18 protein-coding genes, 3 tRNA genes and 3 pseudogenes are annotated in these 20,600 nt (G+C 36.2%); 11 read left to right on the top strand and 13 right to left on the bottom strand.

Annotation, left to right across the window (positions count from 1 at the left end; genetic code table 11):
• Nucleotides 1-49 precede the first annotated feature (49 nt).
• The 7 genes from ppdK to AAGD95_RS03385 form a co-directional block, all read right to left on the bottom strand.
• Entirely contained in the window at nt 50-2,731 is a 2,682-nt protein-coding gene (gene ppdK / locus AAGD95_RS03415) for a pyruvate, phosphate dikinase (protein ID WP_341818824.1), read from the bottom strand.
• A gap of 256 nt (nt 2,732-2,987) precedes the next feature.
• On the bottom strand, nt 2,988-3,839 hold the full coding sequence (locus AAGD95_RS03410) for an IS982 family transposase (RefSeq protein ID WP_410542088.1): 852 nt from the start codon (nt 3,837-3,839) through the stop codon (nt 2,988-2,990).
• 52 nt (nt 3,840-3,891) lie between these two features.
• Nucleotides 3,892-4,257: a hypothetical protein gene (locus AAGD95_RS03405; protein ID WP_341818206.1), complete on the bottom strand. Its 366-nt coding sequence runs from the start codon at nt 4,255-4,257 to the stop codon at nt 3,892-3,894.
• Nucleotides 4,258-4,339: 82 nt separating this feature from the next.
• Entirely contained in the window at nt 4,340-4,693 is a 354-nt protein-coding gene (locus AAGD95_RS03400) for an ankyrin repeat domain-containing protein (protein ID WP_341818205.1), read from the bottom strand.
• Between the two features lie 216 nt (nt 4,694-4,909).
• Nucleotides 4,910-5,848, bottom strand: coding sequence for a thioredoxin-disulfide reductase (gene trxB, locus AAGD95_RS03395; RefSeq protein ID WP_341818204.1), 939 nt, complete (start codon nt 5,846-5,848; stop codon nt 4,910-4,912).
• On the bottom strand, nt 5,835-6,434 hold the full coding sequence (locus tag AAGD95_RS03390) for a peroxiredoxin (protein ID WP_341818203.1): 600 nt from the start codon (nt 6,432-6,434) through the stop codon (nt 5,835-5,837). Before AAGD95_RS03390 ends, trxB begins: the two co-directional genes overlap by 14 nt.
• Nucleotides 6,435-6,567: 133 nt before the next feature.
• Nucleotides 6,568-6,825, bottom strand: a complete 258-nt coding sequence (locus AAGD95_RS03385) for a hypothetical protein (protein ID WP_341818202.1) — start codon at nt 6,823-6,825, stop codon at nt 6,568-6,570.
• On the opposite strand from AAGD95_RS03385, the gene AAGD95_RS03380 reads away from it, so the two are divergent.
• Together AAGD95_RS03380 and AAGD95_RS03375 are read left to right on the top strand one after the other, a co-directional pair.
• A complete protein-coding gene (locus AAGD95_RS03380; protein ID WP_341818201.1) occupies nt 6,796-7,494 on the top strand; it encodes a transposase in 699 nt (232 codons plus the stop codon). The two genes, AAGD95_RS03385 and AAGD95_RS03380, sit on opposite strands and share 30 nt — an antisense overlap.
• Nucleotides 7,495-7,499: 5 nt before the next feature.
• The gene (locus AAGD95_RS03375) at nt 7,500-7,751 is read left to right on the top strand and encodes a hypothetical protein (RefSeq protein WP_341818200.1); all 252 of its coding nucleotides are present in this window, start codon (nt 7,500-7,502) and stop codon (nt 7,749-7,751) included.
• 428 nt (nt 7,752-8,179) lie between these two features.
• Here the strand turns inward: AAGD95_RS03375 and AAGD95_RS03370 are convergent.
• Nucleotides 8,180-8,677, bottom strand: a pseudogene (locus AAGD95_RS03370) (IS982 family transposase); the annotation flags it as partial.
• Nucleotides 8,678-8,780: 103 nt separating this feature from the next.
• On the opposite strand from AAGD95_RS03370, the pseudogene AAGD95_RS03365 reads away from it, so the two are divergent.
• Nucleotides 8,781-9,631: pseudogene (locus tag AAGD95_RS03365) on the top strand (IS982 family transposase).
• Between the two features lie 137 nt (nt 9,632-9,768).
• On the opposite strand, the gene tkt reads toward AAGD95_RS03365, so the two are convergent.
• Nucleotides 9,769-11,811, bottom strand: a complete 2,043-nt coding sequence (tkt, locus tag AAGD95_RS03360) for a transketolase (RefSeq protein ID WP_341818199.1) — start codon at nt 11,809-11,811, stop codon at nt 9,769-9,771.
• A gap of 105 nt (nt 11,812-11,916) precedes the next feature.
• On the opposite strand from tkt, the gene rpsD reads away from it, so the two are divergent.
• The 4 genes from rpsD (at nt 11,917) to AAGD95_RS03340 (ending at nt 13,857) form a co-directional block, all read left to right on the top strand.
• Entirely contained in the window at nt 11,917-12,531 is a 615-nt protein-coding gene (gene rpsD / locus AAGD95_RS03355; RefSeq protein WP_341818823.1) for a 30S ribosomal protein S4, read from the top strand.
• Nucleotides 12,532-12,540: 9 nt separating this feature from the next.
• Nucleotides 12,541-12,627: transfer RNA gene (locus AAGD95_RS03350), tRNA-Leu, on the top strand.
• 30 nt (nt 12,628-12,657) lie between these two features.
• Nucleotides 12,658-12,858: a Fe-S cluster assembly protein IscX gene (iscX, locus tag AAGD95_RS03345; RefSeq protein WP_265034301.1), complete on the top strand. Its 201-nt coding sequence runs from the start codon at nt 12,658-12,660 to the stop codon at nt 12,856-12,858.
• A 165-nt stretch (nt 12,859-13,023) separates the two neighbouring features.
• Complete coding sequence (locus tag AAGD95_RS03340; protein ID WP_341818822.1) at nt 13,024-13,857, top strand: transposase; 834 nt, start codon at nt 13,024-13,026, stop codon at nt 13,855-13,857.
• Here the strand turns inward: AAGD95_RS03340 and AAGD95_RS03335 are convergent.
• The 3 genes and pseudogenes from AAGD95_RS03335 to AAGD95_RS03325 all read right to left on the bottom strand — a co-directional run.
• A pseudogene (locus AAGD95_RS03335) lies at nt 13,738-14,582 on the bottom strand (IS982 family transposase); the annotation flags it as partial. The gene AAGD95_RS03340 and the pseudogene AAGD95_RS03335 sit on opposite strands and share 120 nt — an antisense overlap.
• A gap of 429 nt (nt 14,583-15,011) precedes the next feature.
• Nucleotides 15,012-15,608: an RDD family protein gene (locus tag AAGD95_RS03330; RefSeq protein WP_341818198.1), complete on the bottom strand. Its 597-nt coding sequence runs from the start codon at nt 15,606-15,608 to the stop codon at nt 15,012-15,014.
• 24 nt (nt 15,609-15,632) lie between these two features.
• Nucleotides 15,633-15,715 (bottom strand) — tRNA-Leu (locus AAGD95_RS03325).
• Nucleotides 15,716-15,822: 107 nt separating this feature from the next.
• Between AAGD95_RS03325 and AAGD95_RS03320 the strand changes: the two genes are divergently transcribed.
• The gene (locus AAGD95_RS03320) at nt 15,823-17,274 is read left to right on the top strand and encodes a replicative DNA helicase (RefSeq protein ID WP_341818196.1); all 1,452 of its coding nucleotides are present in this window, start codon (nt 15,823-15,825) and stop codon (nt 17,272-17,274) included.
• Between the two features lie 124 nt (nt 17,275-17,398).
• Entirely contained in the window at nt 17,399-17,992 is a 594-nt protein-coding gene (locus AAGD95_RS03315) for a hypothetical protein (protein WP_341818195.1), read from the top strand.
• On the opposite strand, the gene AAGD95_RS03310 is transcribed toward AAGD95_RS03315, so the two are convergent.
• Nucleotides 17,989-18,882: an IS982 family transposase gene (locus AAGD95_RS03310; protein ID WP_410542093.1), complete on the bottom strand. Its 894-nt coding sequence runs from the start codon at nt 18,880-18,882 to the stop codon at nt 17,989-17,991. The two genes, AAGD95_RS03315 and AAGD95_RS03310, sit on opposite strands and share 4 nt — an antisense overlap.
• Nucleotides 18,883-19,211: 329 nt before the next feature.
• Here AAGD95_RS03310 and AAGD95_RS03305 point away from each other — a divergent pair, with 329 nt between their 5' ends.
• Together AAGD95_RS03305 and AAGD95_RS03300 are read left to right on the top strand one after the other, a co-directional pair.
• On the top strand, nt 19,212-20,105 hold the full coding sequence (locus tag AAGD95_RS03305; protein ID WP_410542093.1) for an IS982 family transposase: 894 nt from the start codon (nt 19,212-19,214) through the stop codon (nt 20,103-20,105).
• A gap of 419 nt (nt 20,106-20,524) precedes the next feature.
• Nucleotides 20,525-20,596 (top strand) — tRNA-Asn (locus AAGD95_RS03300).
• The last annotated feature ends 4 nt before the right edge of the window (nt 20,597-20,600 follow it).

Below are 20,600 nucleotides of genomic sequence, written 5' to 3'. Positions count from 1 at the left end.
TTTCACACTTATCAAATTGTAGGTAAACCTAAATTACTTTAGCTATAATTTACCCAACAAACTTAGATTTTATGCTAAATTGTGCTGCTACTAACTTTGCAACCGGTACTCTATAGGGTGAGCATGAAACATAATCCACCCCTGATTCGATGAGAAACTCTATAGATCTTGGATCTGCTCCATGCTCTCCACATATACCCAGTTTTATTTCTTTTCGGGTTTTTTTGCCTCTTTCAATGGCTATCTTGATTAACTCCCCTACCCCTTCGATGTCCAGCACTTCAAACGGGTCGTTTTCGAATATGTTGCTTTCCTTATAAGAATCGAGGAAATTAACTGAATCATCTCTTGAAAGTCCCATGGTTGTTTGCGTTAAATCATTAGTGCCAAAACTAAAAAACTCTGCATGTTTTGCTAACTTATCAGCAATCAGTGCCGCTCGTGGCAGTTCTATCATAGTGCCGATTGAATAAGCCTTGTCTGATGTCATTCCAGCGCGTGACGCTGGAATCTGCATCTGGATCCCAGCTGAGATGACAGAGGATTCTTTCTTTGCTAGCTCGTATATCATAACAAACTCTTTCTCACTCATGATAAAAGGAATCATGATTTCAGGCTCCACTTCTATCTTCTTTTCTTTCTTTAATTCACTTGCAGCACTAAGTATTGCCCTAATCTGCATGCTATATATTTCAGGATGAGAAATGGCAAGTCTACAACCTCGATGGCCAAGCATTGGGTTCTTTTCTGATAACTGTGCTATTTTATTTTTTACTGACTCAACTGACTTACTAAGTGATTTGGCGATTTTTTCTATAGTAGACTGATTATTGGGTAAAAATTCATGCAAAGGCGGATCAAGCAACCGTATAGTGACCTCCCTGCCCTCCATAATAGAAAATATTTCTTTGAAATCAGACTTTTGCATTCCTTCCAGTTTAATGAGCGCATCTGCCCTTTCATTTTCATCGTCAGCTATTATCAACTTTTGAATGAATTCGATTCTATCACTAGCGAAAAACATATGTTCTGTGCGACATAAGCCTATACCTTCTGCACCGAATTCTTTTGCAATTTTTGCATCTTTTGGAGTATCAGCGTTCGCTCTCACTTTGATCGTTTTGATTTCATCTATCCAGTTAATTATCGTTTTGAATTCTTGCGATAATTCAGGTAAAATTGTAGGGAGAATGCCAAGCATAACCTCCCCTGTTCCTCCGTTGATGGTAATTGGTTCACCTTTATTTACTTTTGTATCCCCTACAGAAAAGAAAATTCCATCTTTATCGATATAAAGTCCACTCACACTGCAAATGCATGGCTTACCCATTCCACGGGTTACAACAGCAGCATGCGAGGTCATCCCTCCCCGTGCTGTTACTATGCCACTTGCAGCATTCATTCCATTAATATCTTCAGGACTCGTTTCTGACCTTACTAAAATCACTTTTTTGCCCTGCTCTGCAGCTTTTTCAGCATCACTTGCACTAAACACTACATATCCAGAAGCAACCCCTGGAGAAGCCGGCAGTCCCTTCCCTATTACTTTCTGGTCACTCTTAACATCAAGAATTGGATGCAATAAATTGTCAAAAGTTTTTGGATCAATTCTCAATATTCCTTCTTCTTTTGTAATCGTTCCTTCGTTTACCATATCAACTATTATGCGAATAGCAGCTTCAGCCGTGCGCTTGCCAGACCTAGTCTGCAAAATCCATAACTTACCGTCCTGTACAGTAAATTCGATATCCTGCATGTCTTTATAATGCCTTTCAAGTTTTTCACATACCACGCATAATTCTCGGTAGACACTTGGCAGCAACTTCTCCATAGTGTTTTTTTGCTCTCCGTCAATTGGCATAGGAGTATAAACACCAGAAACCACATCCTCACCCTGAGCATTAACCAAAAACTCACCAAAAAGCTTTTTTTCTCCAGTTGAAGGGTTTCGTGTAAATATCACACCAGTTGCAGAATTATCATTTAAATTACCAAAAACCATTGCTTGCACGTTGACTGCTGTTCCAAGGTTTTCAGGAATATTATGTATTCTTCTATAGGAAACAGCCCTATCATTTTTCCAAGAGGCAAATACTGCATTAACTGAGTTTAACAATTGCTCTTCAACGTTCTGCGGAAAATGTTTTCCTGTTTTTTCATGTACTATCCTTTTGAAATTGCTAACAATTCTCTTTAAAACATCAACATCAAGATCAGCTAAGCTTTTTGCTCCACTCTTTTGCTGTTCATTATCAACAACATCTTGAAATAGGTGATGGTCAAGCTGTAGTACAACATTGGAGTACATCATAATGAAACGGCAGTAGCTATCGTAAGCAAAACGTTCGCCACTTTTTTTTGCAAGCCCAACAACGGTTTCATCATTTAGGCCAACATTTAAAATAGTATCAAGCATGCCCGGCATTGAATTGACACTACCAGAGCGTATGGAAACTAATAAGGGGTTATTTAAATCCCCAAATTTACAACCGATGTCATTTTCGAGCATCGCCATGTAGTTTTTGATCTCGTTACGTAGGTCGTTAGACAATTCATTATCCTGACAGTAAGTCTGACAAACAGAGGTGGAAATTGTGAAACCAGGTGGAACAGGAATGCCAACATTGCACATTTCTGCTAAATTTGCTCCCTTCCCTCCCAGCAGATTTTTCATTTCTGCATTGCCTTCGCACTTGTTCTGGCTGAAGTAATGTATTAACTTTTCCCCCATCATTTTCTCCGGATTTTCACTGATAAACACATTGTACATATAGTTCCAATAAACCTGTGAGGACTTGAAACCTTAGGATAATAAATTTTACAAAATTTGGCAACAACGTTCCTTCTGGCAACATCAGTAAAGTTAACAAAAAAGATGACAAATTATTATCAATAAGAATATATAATATAAAGATACATTTAAAAATTTTTTTATGGCTCTTTATTTAAGAGATAGGGTCAATTTTTCTATGAACGCGAATTCTGGATTAAGGAAGGAAGAAAGTATAGGAAATAGAAGGCTTTTTGGATTTGATGGAATAGGAAATGAGAGTAGAAAAGATATGAACCAAAAAATTAACAGGGGATCTATGGCGAGTGTGTTCAATTTCTAGTCTATTTTTTAGGTAACCAAAAACAGTCTCAATGATAGACCTTTTTCTCAGTAAAATCTTCTCATTTAGCGAAATCAATGCATTTTTCATACCTTTTTTCACCTTGGTAACAAGTTTCAAACCTCGGTCAAACAGCTTCTGAAAAAGCTCTTTTGCAATATAACCTTTGTCACCAAACAAAAGGCCGGTTAATTTTTCCGTCAGATTTGGCACAGGTATCCTATCATCAACATTGCCTTTTGTTAGCGTAAGTGAATGAATTTCACCATTTTCATTGATTACCATATGTAATTTGAAACCAAAAAACCAGCCGTAAGTACTCTTGCTTAATTTTGCAATTCCAGCAAAAACTTTGTTTTTGGATATTCTTTTTGCATGACAAACTGCAATGGGAGTTGTGTCTATATATGAAATTCCAGTGTTTTCTGACTGTCCACAAAGCCAATGCAACAACATTGCTAAATGCCACAAAACCCTAGGCTTTAGAGCAACAAACCTGGTATATGAAGGCAACTTTGGAAACTCTGATTTGTAGAGCAACGTTAGGTAATGTAGATAGAAAGTTTTGAAATTTTTACACGGAGATTGTTGATATAGCAGGATTATTGTCATGATTTCGGAGTGCTCAATTTCCGTTGTTCTTGTGGGTTTTTTACCATTTGGCAGTAGTTTACCTGCAAAATTTTTCTCTATATCTCTGCAAAAATCATCGACCAAACAAAACAGTTTGTTATATCTTCCATGGTTAACCTCATCTGTTTTTTTATAACTGCTGAGTTTACCCTGTTTTCTTGCCTTTTCTATTCTCCTTTAATCCAGAATTCGCGTTCATAGTATCAGTCAATCGCTCTGTAATAGCTTGTTCAATTGTTTGCTTTAATTGTGCATACTGCTCGTAACTAAAATCTAGGTCTTTATGTTTTAAAAGTTTTGTCAATACTTCTTTTTCATCTTCTGTTATCGCTCGTAAACATAATCGAATAATTAAGCTAAGTGGTGTTTTTATTCTTCCATCTTGGGTTCTTCTCCAGCAATTAGGATTAAGCTCTTGATTCAATAGTGTTTTCGCTTGGTAAATGTTTCCGCTAGAAAGAGCAGCTAATAATTCTTTTCCTTTTCGTGCTTTTTGTATTTCTATTACCAAATGTTCAGCACGATTTTGCTCAGCATACTCACTAGGACTTTGATATCTCTTATTGGTTATATTAGTGTTTATGTTTGGGTGACTAAGCAAAAGTTGATAACGTTTTCTTTTGTTGAAAGCACATTGCTAGGTGTAAAGCTGTATCGTCATTACTTTTTTCACAAATATTAACATCTATTCTCTGGTGCAGTAGAAGTAACCTAATCATATTCTGATATTCTTTTTTAAAGCCTGCAGACAAATTAGTAACTATGGACACCAAAGGTGTCATGCCTTCTTTATCAAACGCATTAACATCCGCACCCTCTGCCAGAGCTTGTTTAAAACCTTCTAGGTTTTCATCATCAATAGCCTCAAATAACTTTTGTGTTGGTTCATCTAGAGTTCTCTGATATCTGTAACCATTAGTATTTGTCCTATTCTCTCCATAAAGCATATTAAACCTACCTAATAATTTACTAATATAATTATGAAAAAGAAAAGGAAAATAGCAAGCGATTTATCTATAGCTAACCCAAGAAAGGTGTCATACCGCCGCGGTATCTCAGCATAGATTCCGCTAACAAGTAGCGGAATGACGAATTTTTGTTTTTAAAATTATCGGTGAACTTAAGTCACTTTAGCTATAAAATCCTAATTCTGAGTTAATTAATTACGACTCTAAAAACTTCTCTGCATCAAGTGCAGCCATGCACCCTGTTCCTGCGGCAACTACTGCCTGGCGATACACCTTATCTTGAACATCACCTGCAGCAAACACCCCTGCCCTACTAGTTAAAGTTGTTCCAGGTTTCGTAATTATATAACCCTGCTCATCCATTTCAACAAAGCCTTTAAAAATACCTGTATTTGGTGCATGCCCAATTGCAATAAACACTCCATCGACTTTCAATTCTTGAGCTTCCGTTGATTTAACTATAATACCAGTAACTTTTTTCGGATTTTCTTCTCCAAGAATCTGCTCTACGGTATGGTTCCATATTACTTTTATTTTATCATTTTTAAAGAGCCTATCTTGCATTACTTTTTCCGCTCTCAATTTATCACGCCTGTGTATTAGTATAACTTCTTTGGCAAATCGAGTTAAAAATATTGCTTCTTCAACAGCAGTGTTTCCACCACCAATCACGGCTACAACTTTATTCCTAAAAAATGCACCATCACAAGTTGCACAAGCCGAAACTCCGTAACCTTGAAATTCCTTTTCACTCTCCAAACCAAGCCACTTCGCTTGCGCACCAGATGCAATTATAATTGCATCTGAATAGTAGTCATTAGTATTACCAGAAGATCTAAACCTATACTCATTAGAATCCTCAAGTTGTTCAACGCTTTTTATCTCATCATCTATTATTTTTGCTCCAACCTGTTCTGCATGCAACCTCATCTGCTCCATTAGTTCTGGACCCTGTATTGAAACAAAACCAGGATAGTTTTCAACATCTGTAGTAATTGTAAGCTGACCACCAGGCTGCATTCCCGTTACTACAATTGGCTCTAAGTTTGCACGTGCTGCATATATAGCAGCAGCATAACCCGCTGCCCCGGATCCAATAATAAGAACTTTTGTACTAAATCTATAATTCTTCACTGTATGAGTTTAGATAATCAGCTACTCCTTCATCGCTTGCCTGCATTGCTGGCTTACCTTTCTTCCACCCTGCTGGACATACTTCACCATGCTCCTCATTATGTTTAATTGCATCAACGATTCTAACGAATTCATCGATATTACGCCCTAAAGGCAAATCATTTATCGATTGATGACGTACAATAAATTTATCATCAATAACGAAAGTTGCTCTCAGCGCAATTGAGTCATCATATAAGACCCCATAGTCTCTTGATATAGACTTTTTGATATCAGACACTAAAGTGTAGCTAACCTCTCCAATACCACCATCATTAACTGGAATGTTTCGCCATTTATAATGTGAGAACTTTGAATCTACACTTACCCCTATAACTTCAACACCACGTTTTGAAAAATCCTCTATTTTATTACTAAATGATATCAACTCAGTTGGACAGACAAAGGTAAAATCAAGTGGATAGAAAAAAAGGACAGCATACTTATTTTTTATGCGCTTACTCAGACAGAAATCATCAACAATTTCTCCGATGGAGAGAACGGCTGGAGCAGTAAAATCGATAGCAGATTTTGTTACAAGATTCATAATTGACCTATTCTTTTAAAACAACTCTAATTTTACACCTTGATGAACCTATATGCAAGTTTTCTTTAGTTTCAACCCTATAAAAACTTCCTAAAATAGCTCTTCTTTTTTACCGATAAGATACAATCTAGTTTCACTTTATGATGGTGTCATCCTGCTGCTCCTTTCTTGTCATCCCGCTAACAAGCAGCGGGATGACGATTGTCAGGCTAGCTGTCATCCCAGTTTGGAATCCAGGAAAAAGAATGGTGTCATCCCAGTGCGTGACACTGGGATGGCTTTGTTGCATAGCAACCGAAAAAATCTGGTGGCTACTGACAAAATTCATTATAAATAACCATTTAACTGTTGAAGAAAAAATATGCCACAGAAAATGAAAGTCAGTAACCAAAACGAATATAACAAATTCCTTGAAAAAAGGGGAAATATTTTTCATTACATCGATGAAGCTATCGAAAATTGGTATGAAAATAGTCCAAAAATGCAGGGCGGCAACTATATTTACAGTGATAAAGTCGTAATTTTGGTGCATATAATTGTCAATCTTTTTAGAATTGGTTTAAGACAAACGGTGGGGTTTATAAAAGGATATCTGCAACAAATAGGAAAAAATTTGGCAGTTATCAGCTATTCACAAGCATCAAGAAGGTTTAAAAAACTTAATATTAAGATAAATGATTGCAGGGTTGATAAAAGCAACATGGAAAATATTGAAATTATCATAGATAGCACAAGTATCAGCATTTACAGTAACACTCCTGGCCACAGTAAGGAAAACAGTGCAGATAGAAAGTACCGAAGCTACGAGCAAGTAAGAAAGTTACATGTTATGTTAAGTGTAAATAGTAAAAAAGCTATAGCTGCAAGATACAGTAATGGCTTCTACTCTGACCACTATGGAGCTTGCGATTTGCTTGAAGAAGTTAATTTTCAGCACAAAATAAAAGCATTATATGCAGATAGGGCATACGATAGGCACAAACTTTATAAATTGTGTAAGAAATACGATATAAAGACAAAAGTTCTACCAAAAAAGGATGCAGCAGAACATTCAAAATAGATTATATGTCTGACAGAAATGCTGCTATTAGGTTAATAAAATTATATGGACAAGATGGTGTAAAAGAGTGGAAAAAGGAAGCAATTTATGGAAAGAGATCTTACATAGAAGGATTTTTCTCAAGGTTGAAGCAAGTATTTGGATTTAGCTTTAGGAATAAATCTGAAGTAAATCGTGAAAAAGAATTACTAATTAAGTGCTATTTGCTCAACAAATTCACTGATATTGGTATGGCTAAATTTGAAATCATTACATAAATTTGTCGTAAACCATCACTGCTTAAGTTGCTATGCAACAAAGCCCACTGGGATCCAGGAAAGTTTGCTTGTTTACAAGCAAACTAGCATAGAAAGTGGTTACAACGTTTTCGATGAGATTATATGGAAAACTGGATTCCAGTGGGCTTTGTTGCATCGCTACCTATGAAAGGCTAACATAGTTAGGATTATAAGCAACCTATTGAAAATCTTGTTTTTTTGCAATCAATCTGATCAAATTTAAGAATAGTAATTTGTTATTTGTATTAATAAATTTAATTCTATTGAAAATAGCTAAAGCATTGAAATTCTTGAATTTTAGCCGGATTAGTGAGTGGTAGTGAAATTTCTTTTACTCAAATTTAGGTATTCACTGACCGTTCTTGTTATAAATACCAGAATAATAAGCTCCTAACGCGAATTCTGGATTAAGGAAGGAAGAAAGTATAGGAAATAGAAGGCTTTTTGGATTTGATGGAATAGGAAATGAGAGTAGAAAAGATATGAACCAAAAAATTAACAGGGGATCTATGGCGAGTGTGTTCAATTTCTAGTCTATTTTTTAGGTAACCAAAAACAGTCTCAATGATAGACCTTTTTCTCAGTAAAATCTTCTCATTTAGCGAAATCAATGCATTTTTCATACCTTTTTTCACCTTGGTAACAAGTTTCAAACCTCGGTCAAACAGCTTCTGAAAAAGCTCTTTTGCAATATAACCTTTGTCACCAAACAAAAGGCCGGTTAATTTTTCCGTCAGATTTGGCACAGGTATCCTATCATCAACATTGCCTTTTGTTAGCGTAAGTGAATGAATTTCACCATTTTCATTGATTACCATATGTAATTTGAAACCAAAAAACCAGCCGTAAGTACTCTTGCTTAATTTTGCAATTCCAGCAAAAACTTTGTTTTTGGATATTCTTTTTACGCGAATTCTGGATTAAAGGAGAATAGAAAAGGCAAGAAAACAGGGTAAACTCAGCAGTTATAAAAAAACAGATGAGGTTAACCATGGAAGATATAACAAACTGTTTTGTTTGGTCGATGATTTTTGCAGAGATATAGAGAAAAATTTTGCAGGTAAACTACTGCCAAATGGTAAAAAACCCACAAGAACAACGGAAATTGAGCACTCCGAAATCATGACAATAATCCTGCTATATCAACAATCTCCGTGTAAAAATTTCAAAACTTTCTATCTACATTACCTAACGTTGCTCTACAAATCAGAGTTTCCAAAGTTGCCTTCATATACCAGGTTTGTTGCTCTAAAGCCTAGGGTTTTGTGGCATTTAGCAATGTTGTTGCATTGGCTTTGTGGACAGTCAGAAAACACTGGAATTTCATATATAGACACAACTCCCATTGCAGTTTGTCATGCAAAAAGAATATCCAAAACAAAGTTTTTGCTGGAATTGCAAAATTAAGCAAGAGTACTTACGGCTGGTTTTTTGGTTTCAAATTACATATGGTAATCAATGAAAATGGTGAAATTCATTCACTTACGCTAACAAAAGGCAATGTTGATGATAGGATACCTGTGCCAAATCTGACGGAAAAATTAACCGGCCTTTTGTTTGGTGACAAAGGTTATATTGCAAAAGAGCTTTTTCAGAAGCTGTTTGACCGAGGTTTGAAACTTGTTACCAAGGTGAAAAAAGGTATGAAAAATGCATTGATTTCGCTAAATGAGAAGATTTTACTGAGAAAAAGGTCTATCATTGAGACTGTTTTTGGTTACCTAAAAAATAGACTAGAAATTGAACACACTCGCCATAGATCCCCTGTTAATTTTTTGGTTCATATCTTTTCTACTCTCATTTCCTATTCCATCAAATCCAAAAAGCCTTCTATTTCCTATACTTTCTTCCTTCCTTAATCCAGAATTCGCGTTTTTGGTGAATTTGTAAAGAAAACTAGATGCCAGTGTCAAGCACTGGCATGACATCATCTTGGATAACATCACGTGCTGGAATGACAAAGAAGAGTGGGCTTTCATATGGTTATGCAAGAGGTTTACTGAATGCAACCTAACTTCTCACACACACATTTTACTACATGATCTGCACTGATATTAAAATGCTCATAAAGTGTTTTATAAGGTGCTGATTCTCCAAAGCTTTTCATGCCAATAAATATACCGTTTGAACCTATATACTTATGCCAACCCATTTCACTTCCAGCTTCAATTGCAACTTTAATGCTGTCATTATTTAATATCGCCGCTTTATATTCATCGCTTTGCTCGTCAAAAAGCCTCCAGCATGGCATAGAAACAATCCTTGTACCTATACCCTTTTCCTGCAATTTCTTCCCTGCTTCAACTGCAATTTCAACCTCGGACCCCGTAGCAAATATCGTCACTTTTAATTCTTTTGAACATTCACACAAAATATATGCACCAAACTTCGATAGATTAGCAGATTGATCGATATCAGAATGCATGTAACTTACGTTTTGCCTTGAGAGCGCAAACAGTGCTGGAGATTCTTTCTTTTCGAGTGTAATGCTAACACACTCCAGAGTTTCAACTGCATCGGCTGGTCTAAAAACATATAGATTTGGTATAGCACGCAAAGAAGCTAAATGCTCTATTGGTTGGTGAGTTGGGCCATCTTCCCCTACTCCAATTGAGTCATGAGTCATCACATAGATAACCTGCTGTTTCATCAAAGCTGAAAGACGTATAGCAGGACGACAGTAGTCGGAAAATACCAAAAAAGTGCCACCATAAGGAAGAATCGCGCCGTGAAGAGCCATACCATTCATACAAGCTGCCATAGCGTGTTCTCTCACTCCATAGTGGATATAAGAACCACTATAATTATTACTATCTATTACCTGCATGTGCTTATATTTAGTGCAATTTGACCCAGTAAGATCAGCAGAACCGCCGATTAATTCCGGCATATGTTGTGTTAAAAGTTCCATTACCATGCCGAAAGAAGAACGTGTAGCTTCGTTTGGCATTAGCTCACATATTTGTTTCTTCAGGTCAGCTAAAACACCAGCGATATTATCTGGTAGACGTTTATCTAACCGTCTTTGAAGTTCTACATGATATCCTGTTACCCCAGCTCCACTTTTTGTCATCCCAGTGCTTGACACTGGGATCCATTCTTTTTCTTCTTTCCTGGATTCCAGCGTCACGCGCTGGAATGACATCGTGTAATTTTGTTTTGCTCTCTCAACAGTTTTCTTCCAGGCGTTTTTCACATCTTCTGGCACATGAAATGGCTCGTAGTTCCAATCCAATTTTTCTCTCATCTGTTTGATGTCTTCCTCCGAAAAAGCACCACTGTGAGTAGAGGATGTGCCAGCACGGCTTGAAAATTTTCCGATAATGGTTTTGCAGCAGATCATTGTAGGTTTATCAGACTTTTTTGCTTGCTCTATTGCAAAGGATATGGCATCAAAATCATGGCCATCAATTTTGTCAACATTCCATCCATACGCTAAGAAGCGTTTCTCTACATCATCAGAACAGGAAAGGCAAGTAGCGCCATCTATAGAGATATCATTATCATCAAAAAGGGCTATTAATTTATTCAATTTAAGATGTCCAGCAAGTGATGCTGCTTCATGGCTTATTCCTTCCATAAGACAGCCATCCCCTAGCATTACGTAAGTGTAGTGATTGATTCTGAATTGCTTTTTAAGGATTGATTCAGCAAGTGCCATGCCAACAGCAGCGGCAAACCCCTGACCGAGCGGGCCTGTTGTTGCCTCTACCCCAGAAGTCAAGCCGAACTCTGGATGACCTGGGGTCTTGGATCCCATTTGCCTGAAGTTTTTTAGCTCATCTATGCTAATATAACCTGTCAAATATAATATTGAATATAGTAACATTGACCCATGACCGTTTGATAAAACAAAGCGATCTCTATTGAACCATTTAGAATCATCAGGATTATGATTCAGATATTTAGCAAACAAGACAGTTGCAACATCTGCCATGCCAAGTGGCATACCTGGGTGTCCAGAGTTTGCTTTTTGTACTGCATCAATTGATAAAAAACGGATGGCGTTTGCCATAGGTTCCAAAGGTAGATGATTCATAGAAAAACTTAAAAATGAAGTATAAAAGATTATACCAGCAAAAACAAGTTGACACTGAGTGCTAAAATCCTTAATAATCTAGAGTTGAATCGTGAGAGTTTTTATATGACAACTGTTATCACTAGAAAGTATAGGATTAGCCGTAGACTTGGTGTAAATTTATGGGGTAGAGCTAAAGACCCAGTAAACAAAAGGAAATACCCTCCTGGTCAACATGGTATTCTTGGATTCAAGAAGTTATCCGACTTTGGTAAGCAGTTTGCTGCGCATAAGAAATTTAAGTTTTACTATGCGATTTCAAGTAAGCAGCTCAGACGTACATTTTTAGATGCTTATAACAGAAAGGGTTATATGGCTGATAATTTTATCGGTATCTTAGAATCGAGATTAAGTTCTGTTTTATACCACTCTAGTCTTGTGCCAACAATTTATGCAGCGAAGCAGCTCATATCTCATAAGCACGTTACAGTTAATGATAAGGTGGTTAACATATCAAGTTATCGAGTGAAGCCAGGTGATATAATAAAAATAAGAGAAAGGGCAGCAAAAATCCCTGTAGTAGTAGAGGCTGAACAAAAACAAGAGCGCAAGGCTCCGGATTATTTAGAAGCAGATAGTAAAGAGCATTCAGTGAAATATTTGAGGTCGCCTCAATATTCTGAGGTTCCTTATTCAGCGGACATGGAAGTCAATTTAGTAGTAGAGTTTTACTCTAGATAGGTAAAAAAAGCCCGTGTGGCGGAATCGGTAGACGCAGCGGACTTAAAATCCGTGGGTTTTGCGACCTTGGGAGTTCAAGTCTCCCCATGGGCACCAATTTAACTTAGCAGATAAATACAAAAAAGTATGAAATGGCTTGATATAGAAGATATTGTAGAAGCTCTGGAGGAAAAATTTTCAGATGAGAATATAATTAGTATCAGATTCACTGAGCTTAAAAAAAAGGTCTTGAGTTTAGAGGAATTTGATGATGATGAAAAACGCTGTAACGAGAAAATACTCGAAGCCATTCAAGCAGCTTGGATTGAGGAAAGATCTTACAAATAAGAAATAACTATCGCTATTAAAAGTTAGCGCGTGACGCTGGGATGGCTTTGTTGCATAGCAACCGAAAAAATCTGGTGGCTACTGACAAAATTCATTATAAATAACCATTTAACTGTTGAAGAAAAAATATGCCACAGAAAATGAAAGTCAGTAACCAAAACGAATATAACAAATTCCTTAAAAAAAAGGGGAAATATTTTTCGTTACATCGATGAAGCTATCGAAAATTGGTATGAAAATAGTCCAAAAATGCAGGGCGGCAACTATATTTACAGTGATAAAGTCGTAATTTTGGTGCATATAATTGTCAATCTTTTTAGAATTGGTTTAAGACAAACGGTGGGGTTTATAAAAGGATATCTGCAACAAATAGGAAAAAATTTGGCAGTTATCAGCTATTCACAAGCATCAAGAAGGTTTAAAAAACTTAATATTAAGATAAATGATTGCAGGGTTGATAAAAGCAACATGGAAAATATTGAAATTATCATAGATAGCACAAGTATCAGCATTTACAGTAACACTCCTGGCCACAGTAAGGAAAACAGTGCAGATAGAAAGTACCGAAGCTACGAGCAAGTAAGAAAGTTACATGTTATGTTAAGTGTAAATAGTAAAAAAGCTATAGCTGCAAGATACAGTAATGGCTTCTACTCTGACCACTATGGAGCTTGCGATTTGCTTGAAGAAGTTAATTTTCAGCACAAAATAAAAGCATTATATGCAGATAGGGCATACGATAGGCACAAACTTTATAAATTGTGTAAGAAATACGATATAAAGACAAAAGTTCTACCAAAAAAGGATGCAGCAGAACATTCAAAAATAGATTATATGTCTGACAGAAATGCTGCTATTAACGCGAATTCTGGATTAAGGAAGGAAGAAAGTATAGGAAATAGAAGGCTTTTTGGATTTGATGGAATAGGAAATGAGAGTAGAAAAGATATGAACCAAAAAATTAACAGGGGATCTATGGCGAGTGTGTTCAATTTCTAGTCTATTTTTTAGGTAACCAAAAACAGTCTCAATGATAGACCTTTTTCTCAGTAAAATCTTCTCATTTAGCGAAATCAATGCATTTTTCATACCTTTTTTCACCTTGGTAACAAGTTTCAAACCTCGGTCAAACAGCTTCTGAAAAAGCTCTTTTGCAATATAACCTTTGTCACCAAACAAAAGGCCGGTTAATTTTTCCGTCAGATTTGGCACAGGTATCCTATCATCAACATTGCCTTTTGTTAGCGTAAGTGAATGAATTTCACCATTTTCATTGATTACCATATGTAATTTGAAACCAAAAAACCAGCCGTAAGTACTCTTGCTTAATTTTGCAATTCCAGCAAAAACTTTGTTTTGGATATTCTTTTTGCATGACAAACTGCAATGGGAGTTGTGTCTATATATGAAATTCCAGTGTTTTCTGACTGTCCACAAAGCCAATGCAACAACATTGCTAAATGCCACAAAACCCTAGGCTTTAGAGCAACAAACCTGGTATATGAAGGCAACTTTGGAAACTCTGATTTGTAGAGCAACGTTAGGTAATGTAGATAGAAAGTTTTGAAATTTTTACACGGAGATTGTTGATATAGCAGGATTATTGTCATGATTTCGGAGTGCTCAATTTCCGTTGTTCTTGTGGGTTTTTTACCATTTGGCAGTAGTTTACCTGCAAAATTTTTCTCTATATCTCTGCAAAAATCATCGACCAAACAAAACAGTTTGTTATATCTTCCATGGTTAACCTCATCTGTTTTTTTATAACTGCTGAGTTTACCCTGTTTTCTTGCCTTTTCTATTCTCCTTTAATCCAGAATTCGCGTTTTTAAGTGCAACTAACTTTAGCTAAAATGTTTAAGAAATTTACTAAGCAGAAAAAAAAGGCAAAAGAAACCCCGTGGTAATTAGTGTTCACTCTCTAATCCTTGAAATTGGCGTACTATACTGTCTTAAACGACTTATAAGCGCGTTTCAGCTTATATAGGTAAAAACCTAGATAATGTTGTGAAGACATAAGGTGCACATAGTGCAAAAAATTAAAAATAAGACGCCAACTACGTTGTTTTTTGCTGTTTAATCTGCACAGATGAAGATAACTGAATACCTTCAGTTTTATGATAAGGGGGCTGGCGGAGGGTGTCAAGTAGTTTTTAGTTCTGCCTTCTAAGGCTTTTACTCGTGACAACCACTGTGCTTGCGATCTTATCGTGCCAAGTTTGACAGCGTTTGTTGAAATTTGACCATAAAAAGCCCAAGAATAATGGTGGAACTGACAATATAAAGGAAAAAAATCTCTTTGTTGCTTGTCTTAGAGTCATCTTTTCGAAAGTTTGTGCATCCACAACTCTAAGCCCGAGTAATAGTTTTCCAGGTGTGGCAGCAAACCTTACCCACATATATGTTACATAGCAAAAGAGCATAATGCATTGGACTATTTGATTTAGGATCCACAGTTTACCAAGTCTACTCTGCATTGCCTTTTCTTCCGCAGACAGTGGTGCTTGCATTTGGGATTTTGCAGCAATTTGACTTAATATTTTGCTATCCTCTGAGTTCATAAAGAGCTGATTTAAGGCTTGGCTGCAAAACTGCAAGAACAAAACGATAATAATCAAATCAAGCAATACTGATATATAGCGCCTGAGGCCCGTTACATAACATATTCCATTTTCGTCTTTCTTTACCTTTTGAATAACATTTATAGAAGAAAAAATAGAGAATAAACGATCAAAAAATTTATGTAACATATATACGCTTTCCAATATTTAACGTGCCCCTGGCCGGACTTGAACCAGCATGCTTTTGCAAGCAACAGATTTTGAGTCTGCCGTGTCTACCATTCCACCACAGGGGCATTAAGTTTTAATGCTATAGGTAGCACAAAATTAGTCAAATTTTATATGTCTTTCAAATCAAAACTAAATATTCTACAATAATCAACAGTTACTCTCAAAACTTAAAATGAATGAATTAGCTAGTCTCCTCAGTTCAAGAGGTGTAGACAAGGAAATATGCAAATTACCGCATAATTTAGAAGCCGAGCAAATGCTTATTGGTGCAATGATCCGTGATAATAGAATCTGTGATGCAGTTGAAGACACAATAACAGCAGAAAATTTCTATGATCCATTACATCAAAGTATTTTTACGCAAATATCCAAAACCAGAAAACACGGCATAATTGCCAATGAACTCAGCCTAAAAATGTTTTTTGAGAACGACCAAGCATTTACCGAATGTGGTGGGGTAGAGTACTTAGCAAAGCTTGCAGCTAAAGCAAGTATTGCACTTGATATCTATAGTTTGACTAGAATAATCCGTGACACTTACTTAAGGAGATGTTTAATTAAGCTCGGGCAAGAAATAGTTGGTGATAGCTACAACTACGATATTGAAAATCCTGCACAGGCGCAAATTGAACAAGCAATGACAAAATTGTTCAACTTAGCAATAAAAAAACAAGGTGAGAAAACATATATAAAACTTGCAAGTTCAATTAAAGACGTAGTTGAGAAGATCAGCACGCTGAAAAATAATCCAGAAGCGCTGGGCGTTACAACCGGACTTCAAGATCTAAATCAGCTTCTTGGTGGTTTGCAGAAATCTGACCTATTAATTCTAGCTGCAAGGCCTTCTATGGGTAAAACAGCATTGGCGCTAAACATCGCACTTAATGCTTGTAAGATGTTGCAAAAAAGAGCAGATAAACAACACTATGTAGCGTTTTTCTCGCTTGAAATGTCAGCAGAGCAATTAACTGCAAGGCTGATCACTATAGATTCAGGGATTAGTTATTATAAGGCATTAACCGGGAGAATTAGTGATTTTGAATTGCATGAATTTATCAATACTAGTACAGAATTATCTGAACTGCCTTTTATCATAGATGACACCCCTGCGCTATCAATTAGTGCCCTTCGCACCAGAATACGCTTGCTGTATCAATTATATAATGTAGAAGTGGTATTCATTGATTATTTGCAGCTAATCAGAGGAACAACAAAAAGGAGTAATGAAAATAGAGTGCAAGAAATCTCGGAAGTGACGCAGGGTTTGAAAGCAATTGCAAAGGAACTAAATATTCCCGTTGTTGCACTATCTCAGCTCTCTCGTTCTGTTGAGCAGAGAGACGACAAAAAACCACAACTTTCTGATTTGCGTGATTCAGGAAGCATAGAGCAAGACGCAGATATAGTAATGTTTCTCTATAGAGAAGAGTATTATGAACTAAGAAAACAGCCGAATGAAGGGAACAATAAACATCGAGAGTGGCAAGAGAAAATGGAAAAAATTAGAAATATTGCAGAGCTCGTTATTGCAAAGCAGAGAAATGGGCCAATTGGCAGTGTGAAATTATATTTTGACTCTAATCGAGGTTCATTTAAAGATTACACGGAAAGGCATAGTTTGTAGCTTGGCAGCAATCTTCTTGTTCCCAAGTTCATTGATTATTTTTTTTATGTAAAAAGTTAACTTGACAATTTCTTAAAAATCCTTTTATAATGATACTATATTTTATAATACGTGAGGAATAATCGTGATAAATAAAAACAATGTACCCTATTATATAACTGGAACTTTGGCTACTTTCACTTTATTGGCATCAGGAGTGTTTGCTGCAGCTCCTTATATTGGGTTCTTAGCTCCAGTTGCAGCCTTAAGTGTTGGCCTTCCATTTATTATTGGTGGTGCTGTATTTTCTGCTGTAGCTATTGCACTTTCATATGCTGCAATTAGTAAAAACAAAACTATTTCTGAGAAGGAAGCTCAGCTTGCTGATGAAAAAAGTAAAGTAGAAGCTAAAAATAAAATAATTTCTGAGAAAGAAGCTGTAGTACAGGATCAAAAGCAAACCATTTCTGAGTTAGAAGCTAAGATACAAGCTCAAGAACAAACAATTTCTGGGCAAAATGACCAGCTGACTAAAAAAGAAGTGGAAGTAAAAGCTAAAGAGGAAGAAATTTCTAAGCAGAAAATTGAAATTAATAAAAAAAATGAGGAGATTAATAATCCAAAAGAAGAAATAGAAAAATTTAAACACAAGAAAACTTTTGTTCCGCAAGTAATAAAGGATATCAAAACAGCATGTGAAGAAGCAGTTACAACTGTAAAAACGCGAATTCTGGATTAAGGAAGGAAGAAAGTATAGGAAATAGAAGGCTTTTTGGATTTGATGGAATAGGAAATGAGAGTAGAAAAGATATGAACCAAAAAATTAACAGGGGATCTATGGCGAGTGTGTTCAATTTCTAGTCTATTTTTTAGGTAACCAAAAACAGTCTCAATGATAGACCTTTTTCTCAGTAAAATCTTCTCATTTAGCGAAATCAATGCATTTTTCATACCTTTTTTCACCTTGGTAACAAGTTTCAAACCTCGGTCAAACAGCTTCTGAAAAAGCTCTTTTGCAATATAACCTTTGTCACCAAACAAAAGGCCGGTTAATTTTTCCGTCAGATTTGGCACAGGTATCCTATCATCAACATTGCCTTTTGTTAGCGTAAGTGAATGAATTTCACCATTTTCATTGATTACCATATGTAATTTGAAACCAAAAAACCAGCCGTAAGTACTCTTGCTTAATTTTGCAATTCCAGCAAAAACTTTGTTTTTGGATATTCTTTTTGCATGACAAACTGCAATGGGAGTTGTGTCTATATATGAAATTCCAGTGTTTTCTGACTGTCCACAAAGCCAATGCAACAACATTGCTAAATGCCACAAAACCCTAGGCTTTAGAGCAACAAACCTGGTATATGAAGGCAACTTTGGAAACTCTGATTTGTAGAGCAACGTTAGGTAATGTAGATAGAAAGTTTTGAAATTTTTACACGGAGATTGTTGATATAGCAGGATTATTGTCATGATTTCGGAGTGCTCAATTTCCATTGTTCTTGTGGGTTTTTTACCATTTGGCAGTAGTTTACCTGCAAAATTTTTCTCTATATCTCTGCAAAAATCATCGACCAAACAAAACAGTTTGTTATATCTTCCATGGTTAACCTCATCTGTTTTTTTTATAACTGCTGAGTTTACCCTGTTTTCTTGCCTTTTCTATTCTCCTTTAATCCAGAATTCGCGTTTACTGCATTAGATGAGTTGTTGGCACCAGTAAATCCTCTATTGGCAGCGATATATGTTGCTCCTGTTCCTACTGCTATCCAGCCTACTGTTTTTAAGCTAGGAACCAGATTACGTACTGACTCAGTTGATGGTATAATATCATAGACATCTTTCAAGCGACGCTTAGCAATATCAAAAATACGCCCACTACTGCACGCTTCTTTTAACGCGAATTCTGGATTAAAGGAGAATAGAAAAGGCAAGAAAACAGGGTAAACTCAGCAGTTATAAAAAAAACAGATGAGGTTAACCATGGAAGATATAACAAACTGTTTTGTTTGGTCGATGATTTTTGCAGAGATATAGAGAAAAATTTTGCAGGTAAACTACTGCCAAATGGTAAAAAACCCACAAGAACAATGGAAATTGAGCACTCCGAAATCATGACAATAATCCTGCTATATCAACAATCTCCGTGTAAAAATTTCAAAACTTTCTATCTACATTACCTAACGTTGCTCTACAAATCAGAGTTTCCAAAGTTGCCTTCATATACCAGGTTTGTTGCTCTAAAGCCTAGGGTTTTGTGGCATTTAGCAATGTTGTTGCATTGGCTTTGTGGACAGTCAGAAAACACTGGAATTTCATATATAGACACAACTCCCATTGCAGTTTGTCATGCAAAAAGAATATCCAAAAACAAAGTTTTTGCTGGAATTGCAAAATTAAGCAAGAGTACTTACGGCTGGTTTTTTGGTTTCAAATTACATATGGTAATCAATGAAAATGGTGAAATTCATTCACTTACGCTAACAAAAGGCAATGTTGATGATAGGATACCTGTGCCAAATCTGACGGAAAAATTAACCGGCCTTTTGTTTGGTGACAAAGGTTATATTGCAAAAGAGCTTTTTCAGAAGCTGTTTGACCGAGGTTTGAAACTTGTTACCAAGGTGAAAAAAGGTATGAAAAATGCATTGATTTCGCTAAATGAGAAGATTTTACTGAGAAAAAGGTCTATCATTGAGACTGTTTTTGGTTACCTAAAAAATAGACTAGAAATTGAACACACTCGCCATAGATCCCCTGTTAATTTTTTGGTTCATATCTTTTCTACTCTCATTTCCTATTCCATCAAATCCAAAAAGCCTTCTATTTCCTATACTTTCTTCCTTCCTTAATCCAGAATTCGCGTTGCAAATGTTTAAGAAACTTACTAAGCAGAAAAAAAGACAAAGAATCCCCGAGTTAGCTAGTCCTTTACTATCTCTGTCAAGTATTGGCATTTTTTGATGTCTTGTAACGCTTTATAAGCGCGTTCAGCTTATTTAGATAAAAATCTAGATGTAGATGAAGTTTTGTAAAGACATACAGTATCTATATACTGCAAAAAATTGAACATAAGACGCCGATACATTAAGTAATCCTTACCTTTTAATCTGCAGATTGGCGAAAGCAAATACAATAGCTTCAGTTTCATGATAAGGGGGCTGGCGAAGGGTGTCAAGTAAGTTTTTGTTTCTATGACCAGTTGGACTCAAAGTCTACACAAAAAACGTTTACAACCAACGTTCAACGTGATAAATTAAAGACGGTTTATTCCTCGGTAGCTCAGTGGTAGAGCAATTGGCTGTTAACCAATTGGTCGCTGGTTCGAATCCGGCCCGGGGAGCTCT

The sequence above is a fragment of the Wolbachia endosymbiont (group B) of Ennomos erosarius genome, assembly GCF_964026905.1.
GTDB lineage: Bacteria > Pseudomonadota > Alphaproteobacteria > Rickettsiales > Anaplasmataceae > Wolbachia.
Note: the sequence above shows the minus strand (reverse complement) of the source record. Positions and strands in the feature narration are given on the sequence as shown.

Coding starts and splice junctions, on each gene's coding strand:
- ppdK (WP_341818824.1), bottom strand. CDS start 2,731: ATGGGGGAAAAGTTAATACATTACTTCAGCCAGAACAAGTGCGAAGGC.
- AAGD95_RS03400 (WP_341818205.1), bottom strand. CDS start 4,693: ATGCTTTATGGAGAGAATAGGACAAATACTAATGGTTACAGATATCAG.
- AAGD95_RS03390 (WP_341818203.1), bottom strand. CDS start 6,434: ATGAATCTTGTAACAAAATCTGCTATCGATTTTACTGCTCCAGCCGTT.
- AAGD95_RS03380 (WP_341818201.1), top strand. CDS start 6,796: ATGCCACAGAAAATGAAAGTCAGTAACCAAAACGAATATAACAAATTC.
- AAGD95_RS03375 (WP_341818200.1), top strand. CDS start 7,500: ATGTCTGACAGAAATGCTGCTATTAGGTTAATAAAATTATATGGACAA.
- tkt (WP_341818199.1), bottom strand. CDS start 11,811: ATGAATCATCTACCTTTGGAACCTATGGCAAACGCCATCCGTTTTTTA.
- rpsD (WP_341818823.1), top strand. CDS start 11,917: ATGACAACTGTTATCACTAGAAAGTATAGGATTAGCCGTAGACTTGGT.
- iscX (WP_265034301.1), top strand. CDS start 12,658: ATGAAATGGCTTGATATAGAAGATATTGTAGAAGCTCTGGAGGAAAAA.
- AAGD95_RS03330 (WP_341818198.1), bottom strand. CDS start 15,608: ATGTTACATAAATTTTTTGATCGTTTATTCTCTATTTTTTCTTCTATA.
- AAGD95_RS03320 (WP_341818196.1), top strand. CDS start 15,823: ATGAATGAATTAGCTAGTCTCCTCAGTTCAAGAGGTGTAGACAAGGAA.